The sequence below is a fragment of the Micromonospora zingiberis genome, from assembly GCF_004331455.1.
Classification (GTDB): Bacteria; Actinomycetota; Actinomycetes; order Mycobacteriales; family Micromonosporaceae; genus Micromonospora; species Micromonospora zingiberis.
Map to the genome: position 1 here is coordinate 1 of NZ_SJJR01000032.1, position 20213 is coordinate 20213.

Sequence of the window (20213 nt, forward strand, 5' to 3'; positions counted from 1 at the left end):
GTTTGTCGTTTGGGTTGCCGGGGGTTTCGGCGGTGTCGACGGTGACGGGTGAGTTGGTGACGTCGGAGTGGTCGGATCCGGAGTATTGGGTGGGGCAGGTCCGTTCCACCGTCCGATTCCACGACGCCGCCCAGCGGCTCCTCGCCGACGACGTCACCACCCTCATCGAGGTCGGGCCTGACGCGATCCTCACCGGAATGCTCGCCGCCGACCTACCCGACGGCGTGGTCGCCCTGCCCACACTGCGCCGCGACCGCCCCGAACCGCAGGCCGCCGCCGAACTCTTCGGCCACCTGTACGCCTACGGCCAACCCGTCGACCCCGGCACGTACCCGCCGGTGGCCGCCGGCGCCCGCACCACCCTGCCCAGCTACCCGTTCCAACGCGAGCGGTACTGGCTCCTCCGCGGGACCACCACCACCGCCGCCGCACCGGAACCGAAGCCCACACCAGCACCGGTCATGGTGGACCTGACCGGCCTGGACGACGACACCCGCGCCGACCGGCTGCTCCACCTGGTCCGCAGCGAAGCCGCCACCGTCCTCGGCCTCGACGACCCCTCCCGGCTCGGCGCCGACCGCGCCTTCACCGATCTCGGCTTCGACTCGATGACCGCCGTGGAACTGCGTAACCGGCTCGGCACAGCCCTCGGCATCCCGCTGCCCGCCACCGCCGTATTCGACCACCCGACGCCACGATCGCTGACCGGGTTGCTACTCGACCAGTACGCCACCGCCGCACCCGCCGAAACTGACGAAACTGACGAAACCGACGACCTCGACCTACTGGCCGAGGTGGACCGGCTCGACGCCGCGCTGGCCCGCGGCACGCTGACCGCAGACCGGCGCACCGCCGTGCTGGCCCGACTCGGAGAAGTACTGGCCCGCCGGTCACCGACCGAACCCGGCACCGAACCGGATCTCCTGCACTCGGCCGACGCCGACGAACTGTTCGCGTTCATCGACGACCAGCTCGGCCGCGCCGCCCGGACCACCGGCGCCTGACCCACCCCCGGCCGCACCCACCCGACCCGAGGAGACGCCGTGTCCGACAAGGACCGCATGCTGGAATACCTGCAGTGGGTGACCGCCGAACTGAAACGGTCACGCGAACGCGTCGCCGAACTGGAGACCGGCACCCCCGAACCAGTCGCGGTGGTGGCCACCGCCTGCCGCTACCCGGGCAGCGCCGACACCCCCGAACAGCTGTGGCGACTGGTCGCCGACGGCGTCGATGCCATCACCCCATGGCCGGACGACCGCGGCTGGGATGTCGACCGGCTCTACCACCCAGACGGTCCACCCGGCACCTCGTACACCCGCCACGGCGGCTTCATCGACGCGGCCACCGACTTCGACGCAGAGTTCTTCGGCATCTCCGCCCGCGAAGCTCTCGGCATGGACCCCCAGCAGCGAGTGCTCCTGGAAACCACGTGGGAACTGTTCGAACGCGCCGGCCTGGACACCGGGCCGCTCCGTGGCAGCCGCACCGGCGTGTTCGTCGGCGTCGGCGAACAGTCCTACCTCGGCCTGGACGGCCCACCCGAACTCGACGGCTTCATGATGACCAGCCGGCTCAGCAGCATCGCCTCCGGCCGCATCGCCTACAGCTTCGGCCTCGAAGGACCCGTGCTGTCCGTCGACACCGCCTGCTCCTCATCCCTGGTCGCCCTGCACCTGGCCGCTCGCGCCCTGCGCGCCGGGGAGGCCGACCTCGCCGTCGCCGGCGGATGCACCGTCTACGGCCACCCCGGCGGGTTCGTCGACTTCTCCCGGCAGCGCGGCCTCGCCCGCGACGGCCGCTGCAAGTCCTTCGACGCCACCGCCGACGGCACCGGCTGGGCCGAAGGCACCGGCCTGCTGCTGCTGGAACGCCTGGCCGACGCCCGCCGCCACGGCCACCGCGTCCTCGCCGTACTCCGCGGCTCCGCCATCAACTCCGACGGCGCCTCCAACGGCCTCACCGCGCCCAGCGGCCCGGCGCAGCAACGCGTCATCCGGCAAGCCCTGGCCGACGCCCGGCTCACCCCAGCCGACATCGACGTCGTCGAGGCCCACGGCACCGGCACCCGGCTCGGTGATCCGATCGAAGCCCAGGCCCTGCTGGCCACCTACGGGCAGGACCGGGCCACCCCGGTTCTCCTCGGCTCGCTGAAGTCCAACATCGGCCACAGTGTCGCCGCCGCCGGAGCCGGCGGCGTGATCAAAATGATCGAGGCCATGCGCCACGGCACCGCCCCCCGCTCCCTGCACCTCGACACACCCAACCCGGCCGTCGACTGGACCCAGGGCAAGCTGGACCTGCTCACCGAGGCCCGCCCGTGGCCGGACACCGGACGCCCCCGCCGCGCCGCGGTGTCGTCCTTCGGGGTCAGCGGCACCAACGCCCACGTCATCCTCGAACACGTCCCCGAGCCACCGGAACCGGACACGCCCCGGCAGCCCGGCCCATACCCGTTCCTGCTCTCGGCCCGCACCGCAGACGCCCTGCGCGCCCAGGCCACCCGGCTACACGCGCACCTGAGCGCCCGGCCCGACGTCGAACCGGCCGACGCGGCGTACACCCTCGCCCTGCACCGCACCCCGCTGGAACACCGCGCGCACGTGGTCGCCGCCGACCGTACCGAGCTGCTCGACGGCCTCGCCGCGCTGGCCGCCGCACCGGACACCACCCCGACCGGCGAACCTGGGCGCCTCGCCGTGATCTTCTCCGGGCAGGGCGCCCAACGCCCCGGCATGGGCGCCGCCCTGCACACCCGCTTCCCCGCCTTCGCCGCTGCCCTCGACGAGGTCTGCGCCGCCTTCGACCCACACCTCGACGAGCCGCTCCGCGACGTTTTGTTCGCCGCCGACGGCACCGAGCGGGCCGGGAAGCTGGCGCACACCGGCTGGACCCAACCAGCGCTGTTCGCGTGGGAGGTGGCGCTGTTCCGGCTGGCCGAGTCCCTCGGCGTGCGCGTCGACCTGGTCGGCGGGCACTCCCTCGGCGAAATCACCGCCGCGCACGTCGCCGGGGTGTTCGATCTGACCGACGCAGTGACCCTCGTCGCCGCCCGCGCCCGACTGCTCCAGAGCCTTCCGTCCGGTGGCGCCATGGTCGCCGTCGCCGCTCCGGCGGACCAGGTGCGGACGCTGCTCGACGAGTACGGCGACGACGTGGTGATCGCGGCCGTCAACGCCCCCGCCGCGGTGACCCTCGCCGGCCAGGAACCCGCCGTGCTCGCGGTCGCGCAACGACTCTCCGCCCAAGGGATCGCCACCCACCGGCTCGCGGTCAGCCACGCGTTCCACTCGCCGCTGACCACCCCCGTCCTCGACCCGCTGCATCAGGTCGCCGCCAACCTCGCCTACCGGGAACCCGCTCTGCCGGTCGTGTCCAACGTGACCGGCGCCCTGGCCACCCCCGGCCTGCTGACCGACCCCGGCTACTGGGTACGGCAGGTCCGTGCCACAGTCCGCTTCCAGGACTGCGTACGCGCGCTGGCCGACGCCGGCGCCACCACATTCCTCGAAGCCGGCCCCGCGGCCGTACTCACCCCGGCGATCGCCGCCACCCTCACCGGCCACACCGGCGTGGTGGTGCCCGCACAAACCGGCCACGACCAGGTGGGCTCTCTGGCCGGCGCGCTGGCCACCCTGCACCGGCACGGTCACCACATCGACTGGCCGAAAGTGCTCGACGGCACCGGGGCACGGCCGGTGGACCTGCCCAGCTATCCATTCCAACGGCGCCGGTTCTGGGTGACCCCGCCCCCCGCCGACTCGGCCGCCCTCGGCCTCGCCCCCGCCGACCACCCGGTACTGGCCGGAACCGTCACCCTGCCAGACACCGGCGAGGTGGTCCTCACCGGCCGGTTCGCCCCGGCCACGCAACGCTGGCTGAACCGCCACCGGGTGGACGGCGCCGTACTGGTGCCACCGTCCGCCCTGGTGGAACTGGCCATCCGGGCCGGCGACGAGTGCACCCGGCCGGTGCTGCGCCGCCTCGACGTGACCGGACCGGTCAGCTGCCCCGACCGGGGCCTGCGCGTGCAGATCCGGGTCGGCGCGCCCACCGGGGACACCCGGCCGGTGACACTGCACGGCCGCCCGGACGGCGCCGACGTGCCGTGGACACTGCTCGCCACCGGCGACCTGGCCGCCGATGCTCTGCCCGCCGTCCCGGCGGCCGAGGGTGAGCCGGTGCCCGTGCGGCTGCCCGACGGCGAAGCGGCCGGCGGCTACGTCCTGCACCCCGAACTCCTGCACGCCGCGCTGGCCGCGACCGGTCACGACGGCGACGCGTACCACTGGCGCGACGTGGCCGTGCACCGCAGCGCCGCCACCACGGCCGGCGTACGCACCGTCGCCACCGACCCGGCCGGCAACGGCACCGCCCCCCGTGGCCTGCTGCTCACCACCGGCGACGGCGATCCGCTGGCCACCGTGGCCACCGTCCGCACCCGGCCGGTCGACGCCGACACGCTGTCCCACGCCCGGCACCGGCCGGGTGACGCCCTGTTCCGCATCACCTGGCAGCCGACCACCGTGCCGTCCGCCACCGGCCCCACTCCCTCCATCATCGACGGTCGCGCCGCCGGATCCGGCGACCTGGCCGCCGACCTGCACCGGCGTACCACCGCCCTGCTCAATGCCTTGCATCGCCACCTGGCCGCCCCGTCCGGTCCGCCGGCTGTGCTGCTCACCCGCGGCGCGACCGGCCCGGGCCCGGTCACCGACCCCGCCGCAGCAGCCCTGCACGGCCTGGCCCGCACCGCCATCACCGAACAGCCCGGCCGTCTCGTCATCGTCGACCTCGACGGCGACGAACCCGCCCCGGAACTGCTGACCGGCCTGGCCGCCACCGGTGAACCGGAGATCGCGCTACGGGCCGGAATCCCGTACGTGCCCCGCGTCGAACGGGTCACCACATCACCCGGACCCGGCCCTCGCCTCGGCGCCGGAACCGTGCTCGTCACCGGGCTCGGCACACTCGGCACCCTGGTAGCCAAACACCTCGCCACCCGGCACGGCGTCCGGAACCTGCTCGTGCTCAGCCGAAGCGGCCCGGACACCCCACCCGCCCGCCAGTTGATCGCCGATCTCGCCGCCGCGGGCGCCACCGCCCGGGTCGTCGCCTGCGACGTGGCCGACCGGGACGCGCTGCGCGACGCGCTGACCGCCGCACCGCCGATCAGCGCGGTCTTCCACACCGCCGGGACCATCGACGACGGCCTGATCGGCGACCTCGACCCGGACCGGCTGGCCCGGGTGCTGCGTCCCAAAGCCGACGCCGCCGCCCACCTGCACGAACTCACCCACCACCACGACCTGGCCGCGTTCGTGCTGTTCTCCTCGCTCGCCGCGACGATCGGCGGCGCCGGGCAGGGCAACTACGCGGCCGCGAACGCCTTCCTCGACGGGCTCGCCGCACACCGCCGCGCAACCGGCCTGCCGGCCACCTCGATCGCCTGGGGCCTCTGGGCCGGCCGCAGCGGCATCACCGGCGACCTCACCGACGCCGACCGGTCCCGCATCGCCCGCGCCGGCTATCAGCCGATCGACCCCGCCACCGGACTGGCCATGCTGGATACGGCGCTGCGGCAACCGGACCCGGTGCTGATCGGCGTACCGATCGACTTGGACGCCCTGCGCGCCCGCCCGGACACCGTGCCAGCCGTGCTGCGTACCCTGCTACCGCCCACGACCCGACGTGAGCCGGCCGACGCGCGCCAGTCCGCCGACAACCTCGCCGACCTGGCCGGGCTCACCGGCGACGAACGCCGCGACGCCCTCACCACCCTGGTCCGCACGGTCACCGCCGACGTGCTCGGCCGCACCGGGCCGGACAGCCTGCCCGCCGACCGGACCTTCACCGACCTCGGCATCGACTCGCTGCTCGCCGTCGAACTGCGCAACCGGCTGGCCCAACGCACCGACCTGGCCCTACCCGCCACCACCGTCTTCGACCATCCCACCCCGCAGGCCCTGGCCGACTACCTCGACACCAGCCTGCTCGACACCGGCCCGGATCAGCCGGCCGGCGTCGACCTGACCGCCGACGTCACGCTGCCCGACGACATCCGCCCGGCGCCCGGCCCCACTTCCCACGGCGCACCCCGGCACGTCCTGCTCACCGGCGCCACCGGGTTCGTGGGCGCGTTCCTGCTCCGTGAACTACTGGCCACGACCACCGCCACGGTGCACTGCCTGGTGCGGGCAAACGACCCGGACGACGCGTGGAAGCGGCTACGCGCGACCGCCCGCTGGTACCGCATCGAGGACCAGTTGGACCCCGGCCGGGTCGTACCCGTGGTGGGCGACCTCGCCGCCGACCGCCTCGGCCTCACCCCGGGCGTCTTCGACACGCTGGCCCGCGACATCGACGTGGTCTATCACGCCGGGGCGACGGTGAACTGGCTCCAGCCGTACGCCGCACTGCGCGCTCCGAACGTGGACGGCACCCGCGAGGTGCTGCGCCTGGCCGCCGCGCATCGCACCGTACCGGTCCACCACGTCTCCACCACCGGAGTGTTCGCCGGCACCGCCCCCGACGGCCACGGCCACGGCCCGCACGACCCGACCGGCCCGGCCGAACTGCTGCCCAGCGGCTACCTGCAGTCCAAGTGGGTGGCCGAGCAGATCATCGGGCTGGCCCGCGATCGCGGCCTGCCGGTCTCGGTGTACCGGGTGGACCTGGTGTCCGGCGACCGCCGCCACGGCGCCTGCCAGACCCGCGACTACCTGTGGCTGAGCATCAAGGGACTGATCCAGACCGGGCGGGTACCGGACCGCCTGGGTGGCAGCGTCGCCCTGGTGCCGGTCGACCACGTGGCCGCGTCGATCATCGCGCTGTCCGCCGACTCGGCGCGCATCGGTGGCACCTATCACCTCTACAACCGCGAGCGGGTCGCCTGGAGCGACATCCTGGACCGGCTCCGCGCCCACGGGCACCTGCTGCCCGTCACCAGTTGGGCCGAGTGGCACGCCGCGGTGCTCGCCGACCGGGACAACGCGCTCTACCCGCTGCTCGACGCGTTCGAGTTGATGGTCGCCGACACCGACGCCTTCTACCCGGTGATCGACACGTCCGACACCGACGTCGCGCTGGCCGCCGCGGGCCTGCCACCGGCCCCGGTCACCGCGGACGTACTCGACACCTACCTGCGATTCTTCACCGAGGTCGGGTATCTGCCACCGGCCCTCGCCACCAGCCCGGCGCGCTGACCCGGACCGGCGGGCCGGTCACCCCCAGCGGGGTGACCGGCCTTCATGGCATCGGGACCAGGCCCTGACCGATGGCCGTGGCCACCTCCGGCCGATGTTCGTCGAGGTAGAAGTGACCGCCGGAGAAGACGCGCAGGTCGAACCCGGCCGAGGTGTGTGCGGACCAGGCGCGCACTGCCGCGACGGAGGCCTGTGGGTCGGCGTCACCGGTGAGTGCGGTGATCGGACAGTCCACCGGCGGACGCGGATTCCACGCGTACGCGTCGATGGCCTGATAGTCGGCACGCATGACCCGCAGCAACTCGGCGCGGAGTTCGGCATCCTCCAGAAACAGGGGATGGGTGCCACCCGCCGCGCGTAGATCCGCCAGGATCCCGACGTCCGTGCGCGGCGGATCCGGACGGCACGGCGGCTGATCCGGGGCGCGTCGGCCCGAGACGAACAGCCGTTGCGGCAGCCGGGCGCCAGCCCCGGCGCGCCGCTGGGTGACCTCGTGTGCGATCACCGCACCCATGCTGTGCCCGAAGAACGCGTACGGCCCGGCGAGCCGGGCCCGCAGCACCGCGTCGGCCTCGTCGACCAGCTCCGCGATGGAGGTACGGCTGGGCTCGGCGCGCCGGTCCTGCCGGCCCGGGTACTGGACCGCCAACACCTCCACCTCCGGTGGCAGCGTCCGGGCCAGCGGCAGGAAGTAGTTGGCCGTCCCACCGGCGTGCGGGAAGCAGACCAGCTGGATCCGGTAGGCACTGCGGGCGGTGAGTGACCGTATCCACCGATCCGCCACTGCGGGGGTCCCGTGCACCGAACTCATCCCCCGACGTTACGCAGTCCGGCAGCCTGCCCGGTCACCGCACACTCTCGGCACGGTCACGGCCGACCCGACGGTCGGGCATCGCGGATCGGTGCGGCGCGCGGCCTCGGCTGGTCGCCTGGGTTTGTTTGTTTCGTTACGGCTGGAGCACCCCGGCAACAGAAGCCTAAAGCAACGGCAACCATCGATCGGCTACTTCTTCCTAGCCTTGGTGACGCACCGAATCCGGTGCATCACAAGGGTTTCCGCGCCTGGTGACAGAACCGCGCGGAGCGCGCCGGCCGCTGCCACGGCCGGCTCAGGAAGGAGCAGCCACGTGAGGCTCACCCACCTCGTCACCCGCCGCCGGCTCGGTACTTTGGGCGCCGCCACGCTCGCGGGTGCGCTACTCGCCACCGCCGGGGTCAACCCGGCGGCGGCGACGCCCACCGGCATCGTCCTCGGCGCTGACCTGCCGACCGCCGTCGCGGGTAGCTACATTGTCGTGCTCAAGGATGGTCAGCAACTCACCCGTTCCCGTGCCGAGGGCTTCACCGCCCGGCACGGTGGCGGCCAGGTCGACCGGGTCTACGGGCGGACGGTCAACGGCTACTCCGCCACGCTCACCGAACGGGCGGCCCGCCGGCTGGCCGCCGACCCGGCCGTCGCCTATGTCGAGCAGGACCAGCGGGTGCGGGCCCTGGCCACGCAGCCGAACCCGCCGTCCTGGGGACTCGACCGGATCGACCAGCGGAACCTGCCGCTGAACCAGTCGTTCACCTACGGGCCGAGCAACGGCGTGCGGATCTACGTGGTCGACACCGGGGTCCGGATCACCCACCGGGACTTCGGCGGCCGGGCGGTGCACGGCTATGACGCGGTCGACAACGACTTCAACACCGACGACGGCAACGGACACGGCACCTTCGTCGCGTCGGTCGCCGCCGGTAGCGCCTACGGGGTGGCCAAGAACGCCACCGTGGTCGGCGTACGGGTGCTCAACAACAGCGGCTCCGGCACCACTGCCGGCGTCATCGCCGGCGTCGACTGGGTGACCGCGAACGCGACGCGTCCGGCCGTGGCCAATCTGAGCCTGGGTGGTGGTGCCAGCGCCACCCTCGACGCCGCGGTCCGCCGATCGATCAACGCCGGCATCACCTACACCATCGCCGCCGGCAACTCGGGCGTCCCGGCCACCGGAACCTCGCCGGCCCGCGTCACCGAAGCACTGACCGTGGGCGCCACCGACCGCACCGACACCCGACCGACCTGGTCCAACTACGGCACCGCGCTGGACCTGTTCGCCCCGGGTGTGTCGATCACCGCCGGGTGGCGGACCAGCGACACCGCCACGTACACCGGCAGTGGCACCTCGTTCGCCGCTCCGCACGTGGCCGGCGCCGCCGCGATCTACCTGCGGAACAACCCCGCGGCGTCACCCGCAACCGTGAACGCGGCGATCATCTCGGCGGCGACCCCGAACGTGGTCGTCAACCCCGGAGCCGGATCACCGAACCGCCTGCTCTATATCGGCACCTTCGGGAGTTGATCGCAGAGCGACCGGCAGTACGACCGTCCGCGCCGACAACCGGCGCGGACGGTTCGCCGTTCGGCACGGGGCGGCTTGCGGTGCGGCAACCCATAAAGTCTATAGTTTCTGTAGGGAATGCTGCTGCGATCTCAGCGGCCAGCGGGTGACTCGACCCACGAACCGCGAGGAGGTGCCAATGAGCGACCGAATCCTGGTCACGAAGGACCGCTGGGTCGTCGCGCACGGAACCGCCGAGGACGTCGTCGAGACGCCTCGGCATCCGTACCCGCATCCGCCCCGTACCGCTGTGCCGTCGGGGTTGGCATGACGAACGTTGCCGTACTTTCCTCGGCCGAGGCCGTCACACTCGCCGCCGAGTTTGCCACCGCCTTCGCCCGGGACGCGGCCGACCGCGACGCGCGGCGCATCCTGCCGGTGGCCGAGGTCGACCGACTCAGCGGATCCGGGCTGCTGGCGATCACCGTCCCCGCCCGGCACGGCGGGGCCGACCTGCCGGTGGAGACCGTCGTGGAGGTGTTCCGGCTGCTGTCGACCGGCGATCCCAACATCGGTCAGATTCCGCAGAGCCACTTCGTCTACGTCAACCAGTTACGCCTGCGGGGCACCGAGGGCCAACAGAAGCTCCTCTTCGGCGAGGTGCTGACCGGTCGCCGGTTCGGCAACGCGCAGTCGGAGGCCAACACCCGACACGTACGCGACATCAAAACCACGCTGACCGCCGAAGCTCCCGGGCGGTGGCGGCTCAACGGCCGCAAGTTCTACGCCACCGGCGCCCTGCTGGCGCACCGGATACCGGTCCTCGCCCACCTCGGGCCGGACGGTCCACTGCACGTCGCGTGGGTGAGCCGGCACGCCGAGGGCGTCGAGGTCATCGACGACTGGAACGCGCTGGGCCAGCGCACCACCGCCAGCGGGTCCGTGGTGCTGCGGGACGTGGCGGTGCCCGACGACCTGATCACACCGTTCGCGCTCACCTTCGAGGAGCCGCAGACCTACGGCGCGTTCGCGCAGGTGCTGCACGCGGCGATCGACGCCGGCATCGCCCGGGCGGCACTGCACGACGCGGCGTGGTTCGTCCGGGAGAAGAGCCGACCCTATCCGGACGCGAACGTCGATCGGGCCGCCGACGATCCCCTCGTGGTACACGCCTTCGGGGAGGTCGAGCTGGCCGTGCGCGGGAGCGAGGCGCTGCTGGCCGAGGCGGCCCGGGCCATCGACCGGGCCAACGCCGACCTGACCGCGCAGTCCGCAGCGGCCGCGTCCCTCGCCGTCGCTGCGGCGCGGGCGGCCACCACGCACGCGGCCCTGGAGGCGAGTAGCCGGCTTTTCGAGGTGGCCGGCACCAGGTCCGCCAGCGCCACGCACCACCTCGACCGGCACTGGCGCAACGCGCGTACCCACACACTGCACGATCCCGCGGCATGGAAGCTCCAGCATCTCGGTCGCTGGGCCGTCGACGGCACCCCACCCCCCAACCACGGACAGGTGTGAGCTGATGACCGAACTCAAGTTCCATTGGTTCCTGCCGACCAACGGCGGCGACGGTCGGCAGATCGTCGGCGGCGGCCACGGCACCCCGGCCGACGTGGGCGGCCGGGCCGCCTCCGTCGCCTACCTCGGGCAGATCGCCCGCTCGGCCGAGCAGTTGGGCTTCGAGGCCGCCCTGACCCCCACCGGCGCGTGGTGCGAGGACGCCTGGATCACCACCGCGATGCTGAGCAGCGTATCTACCCGGCTGAAATTCCTCGTCGCGTTCCGGCCCGGCCTCACGTCGCCGTTCCTCGCCGCGCAGATGGCCGGCACCTTCCAGAACCTCTCCGGCGGCCGGCTGCTGCTCAACGTGGTCACCGGAGGCGAGAGCCACGAACAGCAGATGTACGGCGACTTCCTCGACAAGGACGCCCGCTACCAGCGCACCGGGGAGTTCCTTGAGATCGTCCGCACGCTGTGGTCGGGCAAGCCCGTCGACGTCCACGGCAGTCACTTCCAGCTCTCCGACGCGGTCCTGACCCAGATCCCCGACCCCGTGCCACGCATCTACTTCGGCGGATCGTCACCGGCGGCGCTGGACGTGGCGGCCCGGCACGTCGATGTCTACCTGACCTGGGGTGAACCACCGGCCGCCGTCGCCGAGAAGGTCCGCCGAGTGCGCGAGCTCGCCGAGCGGCAGGGCCGGACCCTCGCCTTCGGTCTGCGGGTGCACACCATCGCCCGGGACACCGAAGAGGAGGCCTGGGCGGAGGCCGACCGGCTGCTGTCCGGCATCTCCGAGCAGCAGATCCGCCAGGTTCAGGCGGGCCTGCGCCGCAGCGAGTCCGAGGGCCAGCGGCGGATGCTCGCCCTCAACGGCGGTACCAAGGACGGGCTGGAGATCCATCCCCACTTGTGGGCCGGTGTCGGGCTGGTGCGCGGCGGCGCCGGCACCGCGTTCGTCGGCAACCATCAGCAGGTCGCCGACCTTATCGAGCAGTACGTCGAGGTGGGGATCAGCGAGTTCGTGCTCTCCGGCTACCCGCATCTGGAGGAGGCGTACCAGTTCGGCGAGGGCGTGTTGCCCGAGCTGTCCCGCCGTGGCCTCTGGCAGCACCCCGCGCCCGTCCGGCAGTCGGCACCGGTCGTACCCTTCGGCGCGGCACCGGCCGCCGACAGGTCGGTGGCGCGGTGAGCGCCCGGGTCGCGGTCGTGGTCGGTAACCCGCGACCGGCCAGCCGCACCCTCACGGCGGCGACGTACGTCGCACGGCAGCTCGCCGGCCGCGAGCCGGATCTGACCGTCGATCTCGCCACCCTGGGCCCGGCCCTGCTGGACTGGGACGATCCGGGCGTGGCCGCGCTGGTGGCCGAGGTCGGTGCGGCCGACCTCGCCGTGGTGGCGAGCCCGACCTACAAGGGCACCTACACCGGGCTGCTCAAGCTCTTCCTCGACCGGTTCGCTGGCGGGAGCGGGCTGCGCGGGCTCGCCGTCCCGCTGCTGGTCGGCGCGGCACCGCAGCATCACCTGGCCGCGGAACTCACCCTGCGGCCGGTGCTCACCGAGATCGGCGCGACCGTCCCTGGTCGTGGCCTGTTCGTCATCGACCGCCAGCACGACGACCCTGCGGCCTACGCTGACTGGCTCGCGGCCACGCGCCCGGTCGTCGCGGCTTTCCTGAGGGCCCGGCAGGAGGCAGCCACGTGATCACGTCGCACGCCGGTCAGGACCTCGCCGGTCGCGCGAGAGGTCCGGCGCTGTTCAGTTTTCCCAACCCGGTAAACGAGGTGTCCGCCCGACTCGTCGCCGGTGGGGTGGTCATCCTGTGCACGGTGACGATCGTGCTGGACCAGCCCTGGCTAACCGCGCTGATCGCGTACGGGTTCGTCGCGCGGGTGCTCACCGGCCCCAAACTCAGCCCGCTTGGCCTGCTCGTCACGCGGGTGATCACACCACGGCTGCCGGTGCGGGCCAAACTCGTCGCCGGGCCACCCAAGCGGTTCGCGCAAGGGATCGGCGCGGTCCTGACCCTGACCGCCGCTGTGCTGGCGCTCGGGTTCGGGCAGCACCTGGCGGCATACCTCGTCCTCGGCGCGGTGATCGTGGCGGCGACGCTCGAATCCGTGTTCGCGTTCTGCGTGGGCTGCGCGATCTTCGCGGGGCTGATGCGAATCGGATGGATCCCCGAGGCGGTCTGCGCCGAATGCGACGACATCTGGAGCCGGTCGGCGGCGGGCCGGTAATGCGTACCGCCGCCGACGGCGGCTCAGCGGTTCGAGGTCGAGCTGCGGGTCGACCGTGCTCGTGCGGATGTTCCCTCGTCTCGGACAGCGTGTCCGATCTCGGCCCGCAGGGCGGCGTACTCGGGCAGGCCCCGCAGGTCGTCCGGGGTGATGCCGGTGCGCGGTAGGTGGATGGGCAGGTCCAGGACGATCCGGCCGGGGCGGGGGCTGAGCACCACGACCCGGCTGCCGAGGAAGACGGCCTCGTCCACGCTGTGTGTGACGAAGATCGAGGTGCGGCCGGTCGCGGTGCTGACTGAGCGCAGGTCTTCCTGGAGGCGCTCGCGGGTGAGTGCGTCGAGCGCGGCGAACGGTTCGTCGAGTAGCAGTAGTGGACGGTCGGCGGCGAGGGCCCGGGCGATGGAGACTCGCTGCTGCTGGCCGCCGGAGATCTGCCAGGTGCGGCGCTTCGCCACATCGTGTAGTCCGACCCGGTCGAGGAGCGCGTCGACGCCATCGGTGGGCTGCCCGGCGTACCGTAGGGCCAGCTCGATGTTGCCGCCGACGGTCTTCCATGGGAACAGCCGGGGCTGCTGGAAGACCAGGCCGGCGCCGCGCCCTGGGATCGGTGGCACACCGCCGGTCAGGACGGTGCCGGTGGTGGGCCGCTCGAACCCGGCGATCAGCCGCAGCAGTGTGCTCTTACCGCACCCGGACGCGCCGACCAGGACGAGGAACTCGCCCGGTGGCACCGTCAGGTCGATGGGACCGAGCGCGACGACGTCGCCGTAGCTGTGCTCGACGGCGGTGACGGCGATCGCCGGGGTGCCGCCGGATTCAGCCGAGGGCACCGGGTAGTCCTTCGGTGTAGATCGCGGCCTGCACGGTTGCCAGGTCCGGGACGGCGTCGATCTTCTGCTGGTCCTTGAGGAACTGCGCCGCGCTGACGAGGTTGTCGGCGAGCTTGCCCTTGGCCGTGGAGGTGCCGAGCCATTCGGGGCTGGCCAGGTCCGCGGGCCTGAGGAAGACACCCTGCGAGAGTTGCCGCTGCGCGTCCTCCGGGCTGAGGTTGAGTTCGGCGCCGACCGACTTCGCTGCCGCGGCAGGGTCGTCGTGGATCAGGTTCAGTGCCTGGGACTGAGCTTTGCGCCAGGCGTCCACTGCCGCCGGGTGCGCCTGGACGAAGGCCGTGGCGACGACGCCGAGGTCCAGAGTGGGCTTGCCGGCGGTGGCGAGCTCGCGACTGGTGACCAGCACGGTACCGGTCTTCCTGAGTTCGTCCAGCGACGGCAACCAGGAGTAGGCCGCGTCCAGGTCGCCCCGGGTCCAGGCGGCCAGGATGTCCTGAGGCTCCAGGTCGACGATGGTGACCTCTGATTCCTTGACGCCGGCACGATCCAGGGCGGCCAGCAGGCTGTAGTGGGCGGTGGAGGCGAAGGGAGTCGCGACCTTCTTGCCGCGCAGGCCGGTCACGTCGGTTACTCCGGAACCGTTGCGGGCGACCAGTGCCTCGTTGTCGCCGGCCACGTCGAGGACGAAGGCGACCTGATACGGAATGTTCAGTGGTGCGGAGAGCCCGCGAGCCACCGGGCTCGATCCGATCGCCGCGATGTCGACGCTACCGGCGACGAAGGCGGTGTTGATGCTCGCTCCGGAGTCGAACTTGGTCCAGGTGATCTGGTAGTCGGGTAGGGCGTCCTCCAGCAGTCCCTGGTTCTTCACGACGAGGTCGCCGCTCGGGAATGCCTGGTAGGCAATTCGGATGGTCTTGCGGGCCGGGTCGCCGCCGCTGGCGGCGCCGTCTCCGCAGGCGGTCAGCAGCAGGGCCACGGCCGCCAGCAGGCCGACAATCTTGCGCATGTGTTGTTCTCCTAGCTCTGGCCCCGCCACGGAATGAGCCGGTTTTCGGCGGTCCGTAGCAGGGCGTCGATGATGAGGCCGGACAGGCCAATGGCGAAGAGGCCGAGGATGACGACGTCGGTCTGGGAGTAGCGCTGGGCGTCGCGGACCATGCCGCCGATGCCGGGCACGCCGTTGATCGTCTCGGCGGCGACCACCGAGGAGTACGCCACCCCGACCGCGATCCGGATGCCGGTGAAGATCTCCGGCAGCGCGTTGGGTAGCACCACGTCACGGATCACTTGAGCACGACTGGCACCGAGCGCCCGCGCGGCCTCCACCAGACCGGTCGGCGCGGCGTAGACGGCTGCCGCGGTCGCGACCGCGACCGGCGGCAGCGCGGCGATGGAGAGCAACCAGAGCTTGGGCGTCTCGTCGATGCCGAACCAGATGATGAAGAGGCTGAAGTACGCAAGTGGCGGAAGGGCGCGGACGAAGGTGACGGCCGGTTCGATGACCACCCGGATCCAGCTGACGGTTCCCATCACCACACCGAGGAACACCCCACCGGCGACGCCGATCATGGATCCGATCAGGATGCGCCGCAGGCTGACGCCGAGATGCTCGATGAGCAGGTGTCCGCTGTAGCCGCGGATGCCGTCGTGGGTGGTCGAGGTCTGGACCAGTTGGTGCCACACCGCACCGGGCGTGGGGATGAAGGTCGGATTGCCGGTGGCCCGGGCGGCGACTTCCCAGAGCCCGTAGAGCACGACGAGGGCGAGTAGCCGGAGCAGGATCCGGCGGCGTCGTCCGCCACGAGGTGCCAGTGACCCTCGGGCGGCCGTCGACGCACCAATCGAGGTTTCCGCAGCGGGTGGTGCGGGGACTGTGGTGGTCACCCACTTTTCCTATAGTACAAGTAGGTAATGGGCAAGCGGAGATCGAAGGGCGGGACAGCGACAGGTGGCAGCGGGGTGGCCGCCGACTGCTTGCCCGATCGATGCCCTGCGACAGGCGGAGACACGTTTGCCCGGTGCACACGGAGCGGGTGCCGGGGCCAGGTGGTGGCGCCTTGTTCCGCTGGCAGGCATCCGCATCGTCCTGGAAAACGAACCAATCACCGCCAACATCGTCGATCGTCAACCATTGCGTCGGAGATCCGTGATGATTCGGCGAGCGGGGTGGTCTATCGGCCGAGGCTAGCGGGGCCCCGTGCCAACTTTTCCCGTCGAGTGGTCCACAGCTGTTGTCCGGTCGGGGCTCTGATCCACTTATGGCGGACGCTGAGATCACCTGTACCCCGCAATGATCCATCATGGACCCGGCACCGAGTTGCGAGACGTCGCTTTGCCTCGGCCGCATTTCGAAGATCTTGTGGCGAGGCGCACATCAGCGATGTTCCTCGTCGGCTCACCTCCCGGATGTGCGCTGGTAGATGCTGCTGTCCATGTCGCAAGGTCGGGTACTGGTCGCCTTTGCGGGTCTGGCCGCCGGGTCGCGGGGCACACCGGATTCGCCTCGCGTTGTAATCTCCATTTCAGACGCTTCCACGCCGGCATTTGGCCAACGTCGGGGAGGTGGCGCTCCGGACGCATCCGGGATTGATTCGTGCGTTCATCCATTGTCGTCTGTCGTGGTTCGGACAGATCGCCCGGGCGTACGCACAGATCGTAAGTCCTAGGGCTCATTGGGCGTGCTTGACGACCTGAGCCACCGTCGAGCATGCGATGTGCCGATGTCCGTAAAAGACAAACGGGGAGGAAGACTGTGCGTGAATCCGGCGGGCGAAAGCTCGCGACAGTACTGATGTTGACGGGTGCCCTCGCCATTCCGGGCGGGCTCCCGGCCCAGGCCGCTGCGGCGGCTCTGGTTTGTCCGACGCCGGCCACCCTGCTGGCCGGTCTGCGGGCCGATCCGCTCACCGACGAGGCGGCCGGGAATCCGGCCGTGCTGGAGAGCGTGAGCTGTGCCCTGCCCTGGGCCACCGCGGTCGTGCCCGCGGAAGGCGAGTACGACGCGTCGTTCGTGCTGTTCCGCTACGAGGATGTGGCGCAGCGGTGGAAGCCGCTCAACGTCGGTTCGGGTGGGGTCTGCGACGAGTCGATGCCGGCCGAGATTGCGGCCCAGCTCGACGGATGCCAGCTGAACGACCCCGGCGACGAGCTGCCCGACGACGATCCGGTTGACGAGACCGAGGAAGCCCCGGCGAGCCAGGCACCCCAGGGCTCCGACGGTGGCGCCGTATCCGCGTTGGCGGCCTCCGCGATCGGCGGGCCGATCACGCGAGCCGAGATCATGCAACGCGCCCAGGGTTGGGTGGACCATCAGCCCGGCCCGTACAGCCAGCGGGCGTTCTCCTGGGACCCCCCGCACACCCGCAAGTACCGGCGTGACTGCTCAGGACTCGTGGGCATGGCCTGGCATCTGAATGCCGACCCCAGCACGCGGACGCTGCACCAGTTCTCCAACCAGATCAACAAGGCGGACCTGCAGCCGGGCGACATCCTCAACATCGCCGCGAAGCACGTCGTCCTCTTCAAGAGCTGGAAGACCGACCGTCGGCACTTCACCTACTACACCTTCGGGTCGACGCCGGTGAAGATCCGGACGGCGGCGATCGACACCGGGACCATCGACAGCCACCGGGCCACCAGCTACGTGGCGCGGCGATACACGAAGATCGCGCAGCCCGCCACGCCGCCTGCCCCGCCGAAGCCAGTTGGGCGCGACGCCCCGACCGTCGCATACGACCAGGGTGACGGCACGATGCGGATGTACCGCTGGCTGTCCGGTGGCAGTTCCTTCAACCGCACCACCGACTACGACTCCGGTTCCTTCCGGCTCACTGCGGTCGGCGACCGGATGGCCTCCGGTGACGTGGACGGTGATGGCAAGGACGACATCGTGATGGCCTACCAGCACTCCGACGGCACCTTCTCCTTCTATGTCTGGCGCAACGGCAACTCCGCTGCCCGTGTCTGGTACACCAGCGGGTCGTTCAACCTCAACAACGTCGCCGGCCGCCTCGTCCTCGGCGACTTCAACGGCGACCGCAAGGCCGAACCGGCGGTGGCCTACGACCAGGGCGACGGCACGATGCGGGTCTACCGCTGGCTGTCCGACGGCAATTCGTTCAACCGCACCAGTGACTACGACTCCGGAGCCTTCCGGCTCAGCGCTGTCGGCGACCGCATGGCCGCAGGAGATGTGAACGGTGATGGCAAGGACGACATCGTGATGGCCTACCAGCACTCCGACGGCACCTTCTCCTTCTATGTCTGGCGCAACGGCAACTCCGCTGCCAGCGTCTGGTACACCAGCGGGTCGTTCGGCCTCAGCCGGGTCGGCGGTCGCCTCGTACTGGGCGATTTCAACGGCGACCGCAAGGCCGAACCGGCGGTGGCCTACGACCAGGGCGACGGCACGATGCGGGTCTACCGCTGGCTGTCCGACGGCAGCTCCTTCAACCGCACCAGCGACTACGACTCCGGAGCCTTCCGGCTCAGCGCTGTCGGCGACCGCATGGCCGCAGGCGACGTGGACGGTGATGGCAAGGACGACATCGTGATGGCCTACCAGCACGCCGACGGCACCTTCTCGTACTACGTCTGGCGCAACGGCAACTTCGCCGCCCGTGTCTGGTACACCAGCGGGTCGTTCAACCTCAACAACGTCGCCGGCCGCCTCGTACTCGGCAACTGGTAGACACAGGCCCGGGCATGCCCACGGTACGGCCTCCGCAACGCTAGCGGAGGCCGTACCGCTGTCCGACTGCTGTTTAGCGCAGGACGCTGACGATGTTGCCGCCGGCCTGGATGTTGGGGGCCTGGAACGAGTAGACGGCAGCGTTCCATGGCTCGGGATAAGGACCTGCCGGGGGGATCGGCTTCGGGATGCGCAACTGCCACGCCAGGCTGTTGCCGCACCAGTCGCCGTGCAGGTGGTCGCCGTGGACGGTGGTGGCGATCGGCTTTCCGGGGATGGCGACGCCGGCTGCGGTGGCCGGGGTCGGTTCGTGCCAGGTTCCGGCGGCGTTGGAGGTGGCCCGGACGGCACCGTCGTGGCCGGCGAACACGACGACGGTCGGGCCACCCGGAAACTGAGCTGCGGCGAGGTGTGCCCCGGCCGGTGCTGCCCCGGTGCCGGCGACGGCGACCGGTTGCCACGGGTCGGGCAGCGGGCCGCCGGTCATCCTCACCTGCCAGATCCGTCCGTCGAGACCGGTGACGAACCCGGCTAGGGCGGAGACCACGGCGACCCCGCCACCGGGTGTGGCGAAGTTCGGCGGGCTGGCCAGGGCGGTCGTCCAGGTGCCGGCGCTGTTTCGATGGACCACGCGCAGTGCGCCGTCGGTGCCGACGAACGCTACGCCGGTGGTGGTTGCGGGGATGGCGGCGACGACCGCGCCGCGTGGGGCGATGCCGGCGACGGTGATCGGCTGCGGCACAGATGGCGCGCTGCTCAGGTATGACCTGTTGACGATGGCGCCGTTGTGGCCGACGAAGAAGACGTCCGAGCCCGCAGCGGCTATTGGGGTCCCGGGCGGGGCGATGCCGGAAGGACCGTCGAAGGTGGTGGCGGGACCAGCGCCGAGCGGCATGGTCCGCGACACGACGAGACCGGCGTTCAGGCCGATCGTGAACGCGGTGCTGGTGCCGGATTGGGACCGGATGATGGCGATACCGCCCCCGGGCGGCCCGACCGGTTCACTGTGAACGATGGCTGGCGCGCGGCCGGTGGACTTGTAGAGGCGGTAGTTCGTGCCGATCGTGAACGCGTCGACCTGGTCGTCGGCGTACGCCGGTGGGGTGGCTATCGGCGCGACCGTGAGGATCAGCGCGGCGCCCATCGCGACTGCGGCGCGCCGGTATCCGGCGCGGATCTGAATCATGCGTGCCCCCTTCGGGTGGTGGAACCGGTGGGGACAGAATCGCCGCACGGCCGTCAATCTCATAGGGTGTTTACCCCACGCTTTTCACCACAAGCCGCTATCTGACGGATTCATGTGAACGTCAGTCGGCCTGTCGGAACTCGTGGGGAATTACGTCGTCGTGGTGTTTGTTCTCTCGGGATTCCCATTCGTCCCGGATAGTGCGCCGACAGGAGTCGGTAGTGTGGGGTTCTGCGCGGATGCC

14 protein-coding genes are annotated in these 20213 nt (G+C 71.1%); 9 read left to right on the forward strand and 5 right to left on the reverse strand.

The annotated features are described in order from the left end of the window. On the forward strand, positions 1-1004 hold a 1004-nt coding region (locus E0H26_RS27620), incomplete at its 5' end, for a phosphopantetheine-binding protein (protein WP_240742421.1). Positions 1005-1043: 39 nt separating this feature from the next. After that, the gene (locus E0H26_RS27625; RefSeq protein ID WP_206025406.1) at positions 1044-7205 is read left to right on the forward strand and encodes a type I polyketide synthase; all 6162 of its coding nucleotides are present in this window, start codon (positions 1044-1046) and stop codon (positions 7203-7205) included. A gap of 43 nt (positions 7206-7248) precedes the next feature. On the opposite strand, the gene E0H26_RS27630 is transcribed toward E0H26_RS27625, so the two are convergent. Continuing rightward, positions 7249-8016, reverse strand: a complete 768-nt coding sequence (locus E0H26_RS27630) for a thioesterase II family protein (RefSeq protein WP_131309157.1) — start codon at positions 8014-8016, stop codon at positions 7249-7251. Between the two features lie 316 nt (positions 8017-8332). Here E0H26_RS27630 and E0H26_RS27635 point away from each other — a divergent pair, with 316 nt between their 5' ends. The 6 genes from E0H26_RS27635 (at position 8333) to E0H26_RS27655 (ending at position 13260) form a co-directional block, all read left to right on the forward strand. Continuing rightward, entirely contained in the window at positions 8333-9544 is a 1212-nt protein-coding gene (locus E0H26_RS27635) for a S8 family peptidase (protein WP_240742422.1), read from the forward strand. 178 nt (positions 9545-9722) lie between these two features. Continuing rightward, positions 9723-9854: a hypothetical protein gene (locus tag E0H26_RS30380; protein WP_276320423.1), complete on the forward strand. Its 132-nt coding sequence runs from the start codon at positions 9723-9725 to the stop codon at positions 9852-9854. Continuing rightward, positions 9851-11038 (forward strand): SfnB family sulfur acquisition oxidoreductase, encoded by a 1188-nt coding sequence (locus E0H26_RS27640; RefSeq protein ID WP_131309160.1) that lies wholly within the window; start codon positions 9851-9853, stop codon positions 11036-11038. Before E0H26_RS30380 ends, E0H26_RS27640 begins: the two co-directional genes overlap by 4 nt. Before the next feature lie 4 nt (positions 11039-11042). After that, the gene (locus tag E0H26_RS27645) at positions 11043-12212 is read left to right on the forward strand and encodes an LLM class flavin-dependent oxidoreductase (RefSeq protein WP_131309162.1); all 1170 of its coding nucleotides are present in this window, start codon (positions 11043-11045) and stop codon (positions 12210-12212) included. Next, positions 12209-12724 (forward strand): NADPH-dependent FMN reductase, encoded by a 516-nt coding sequence (locus tag E0H26_RS27650; protein ID WP_131309165.1) that lies wholly within the window; start codon positions 12209-12211, stop codon positions 12722-12724. The genes E0H26_RS27645 and E0H26_RS27650 overlap by 4 nt, the downstream gene beginning before the upstream one ends. Beyond that, positions 12721-13260, forward strand: coding sequence for a DUF4395 domain-containing protein (locus E0H26_RS27655; protein ID WP_206025408.1), 540 nt, complete (start codon positions 12721-12723; stop codon positions 13258-13260). The genes E0H26_RS27650 and E0H26_RS27655 overlap by 4 nt, the downstream gene beginning before the upstream one ends. A gap of 23 nt (positions 13261-13283) precedes the next feature. Here E0H26_RS27655 and E0H26_RS27660 read toward each other — a convergent pair whose 3' ends face one another. From E0H26_RS27660 to E0H26_RS27670, 3 genes are read right to left on the reverse strand one after another with little or no spacing between them, the layout of a single operon-like run. Next, a complete protein-coding gene (locus E0H26_RS27660) occupies positions 13284-14090 on the reverse strand; it encodes an ABC transporter ATP-binding protein (protein WP_131309168.1) in 807 nt (268 codons plus the stop codon). Further along, the gene (locus E0H26_RS27665; RefSeq protein ID WP_131309170.1) at positions 14077-15099 is read right to left on the reverse strand and encodes a taurine ABC transporter substrate-binding protein; all 1023 of its coding nucleotides are present in this window, start codon (positions 15097-15099) and stop codon (positions 14077-14079) included. The genes E0H26_RS27660 and E0H26_RS27665 overlap by 14 nt, the downstream gene beginning before the upstream one ends. Before the next feature lie 11 nt (positions 15100-15110). Continuing rightward, entirely contained in the window at positions 15111-15977 is an 867-nt protein-coding gene (locus E0H26_RS27670; RefSeq protein ID WP_131309173.1) for an ABC transporter permease, read from the reverse strand. A 907-nt stretch (positions 15978-16884) separates the two neighbouring features. On the opposite strand from E0H26_RS27670, the gene E0H26_RS27675 reads away from it, so the two are divergent. Beyond that, complete coding sequence (locus tag E0H26_RS27675) at positions 16885-18783, forward strand: FG-GAP repeat domain-containing protein (protein WP_165522006.1); 1899 nt, start codon at positions 16885-16887, stop codon at positions 18781-18783. 73 nt (positions 18784-18856) lie between these two features. Here the strand turns inward: E0H26_RS27675 and E0H26_RS27680 are convergent, their stop codons facing one another. Next, positions 18857-19969: a hypothetical protein gene (locus E0H26_RS27680; RefSeq protein ID WP_131309179.1), complete on the reverse strand. Its 1113-nt coding sequence runs from the start codon at positions 19967-19969 to the stop codon at positions 18857-18859. Between the last annotated feature and the right edge of the window lie 244 nt (positions 19970-20213).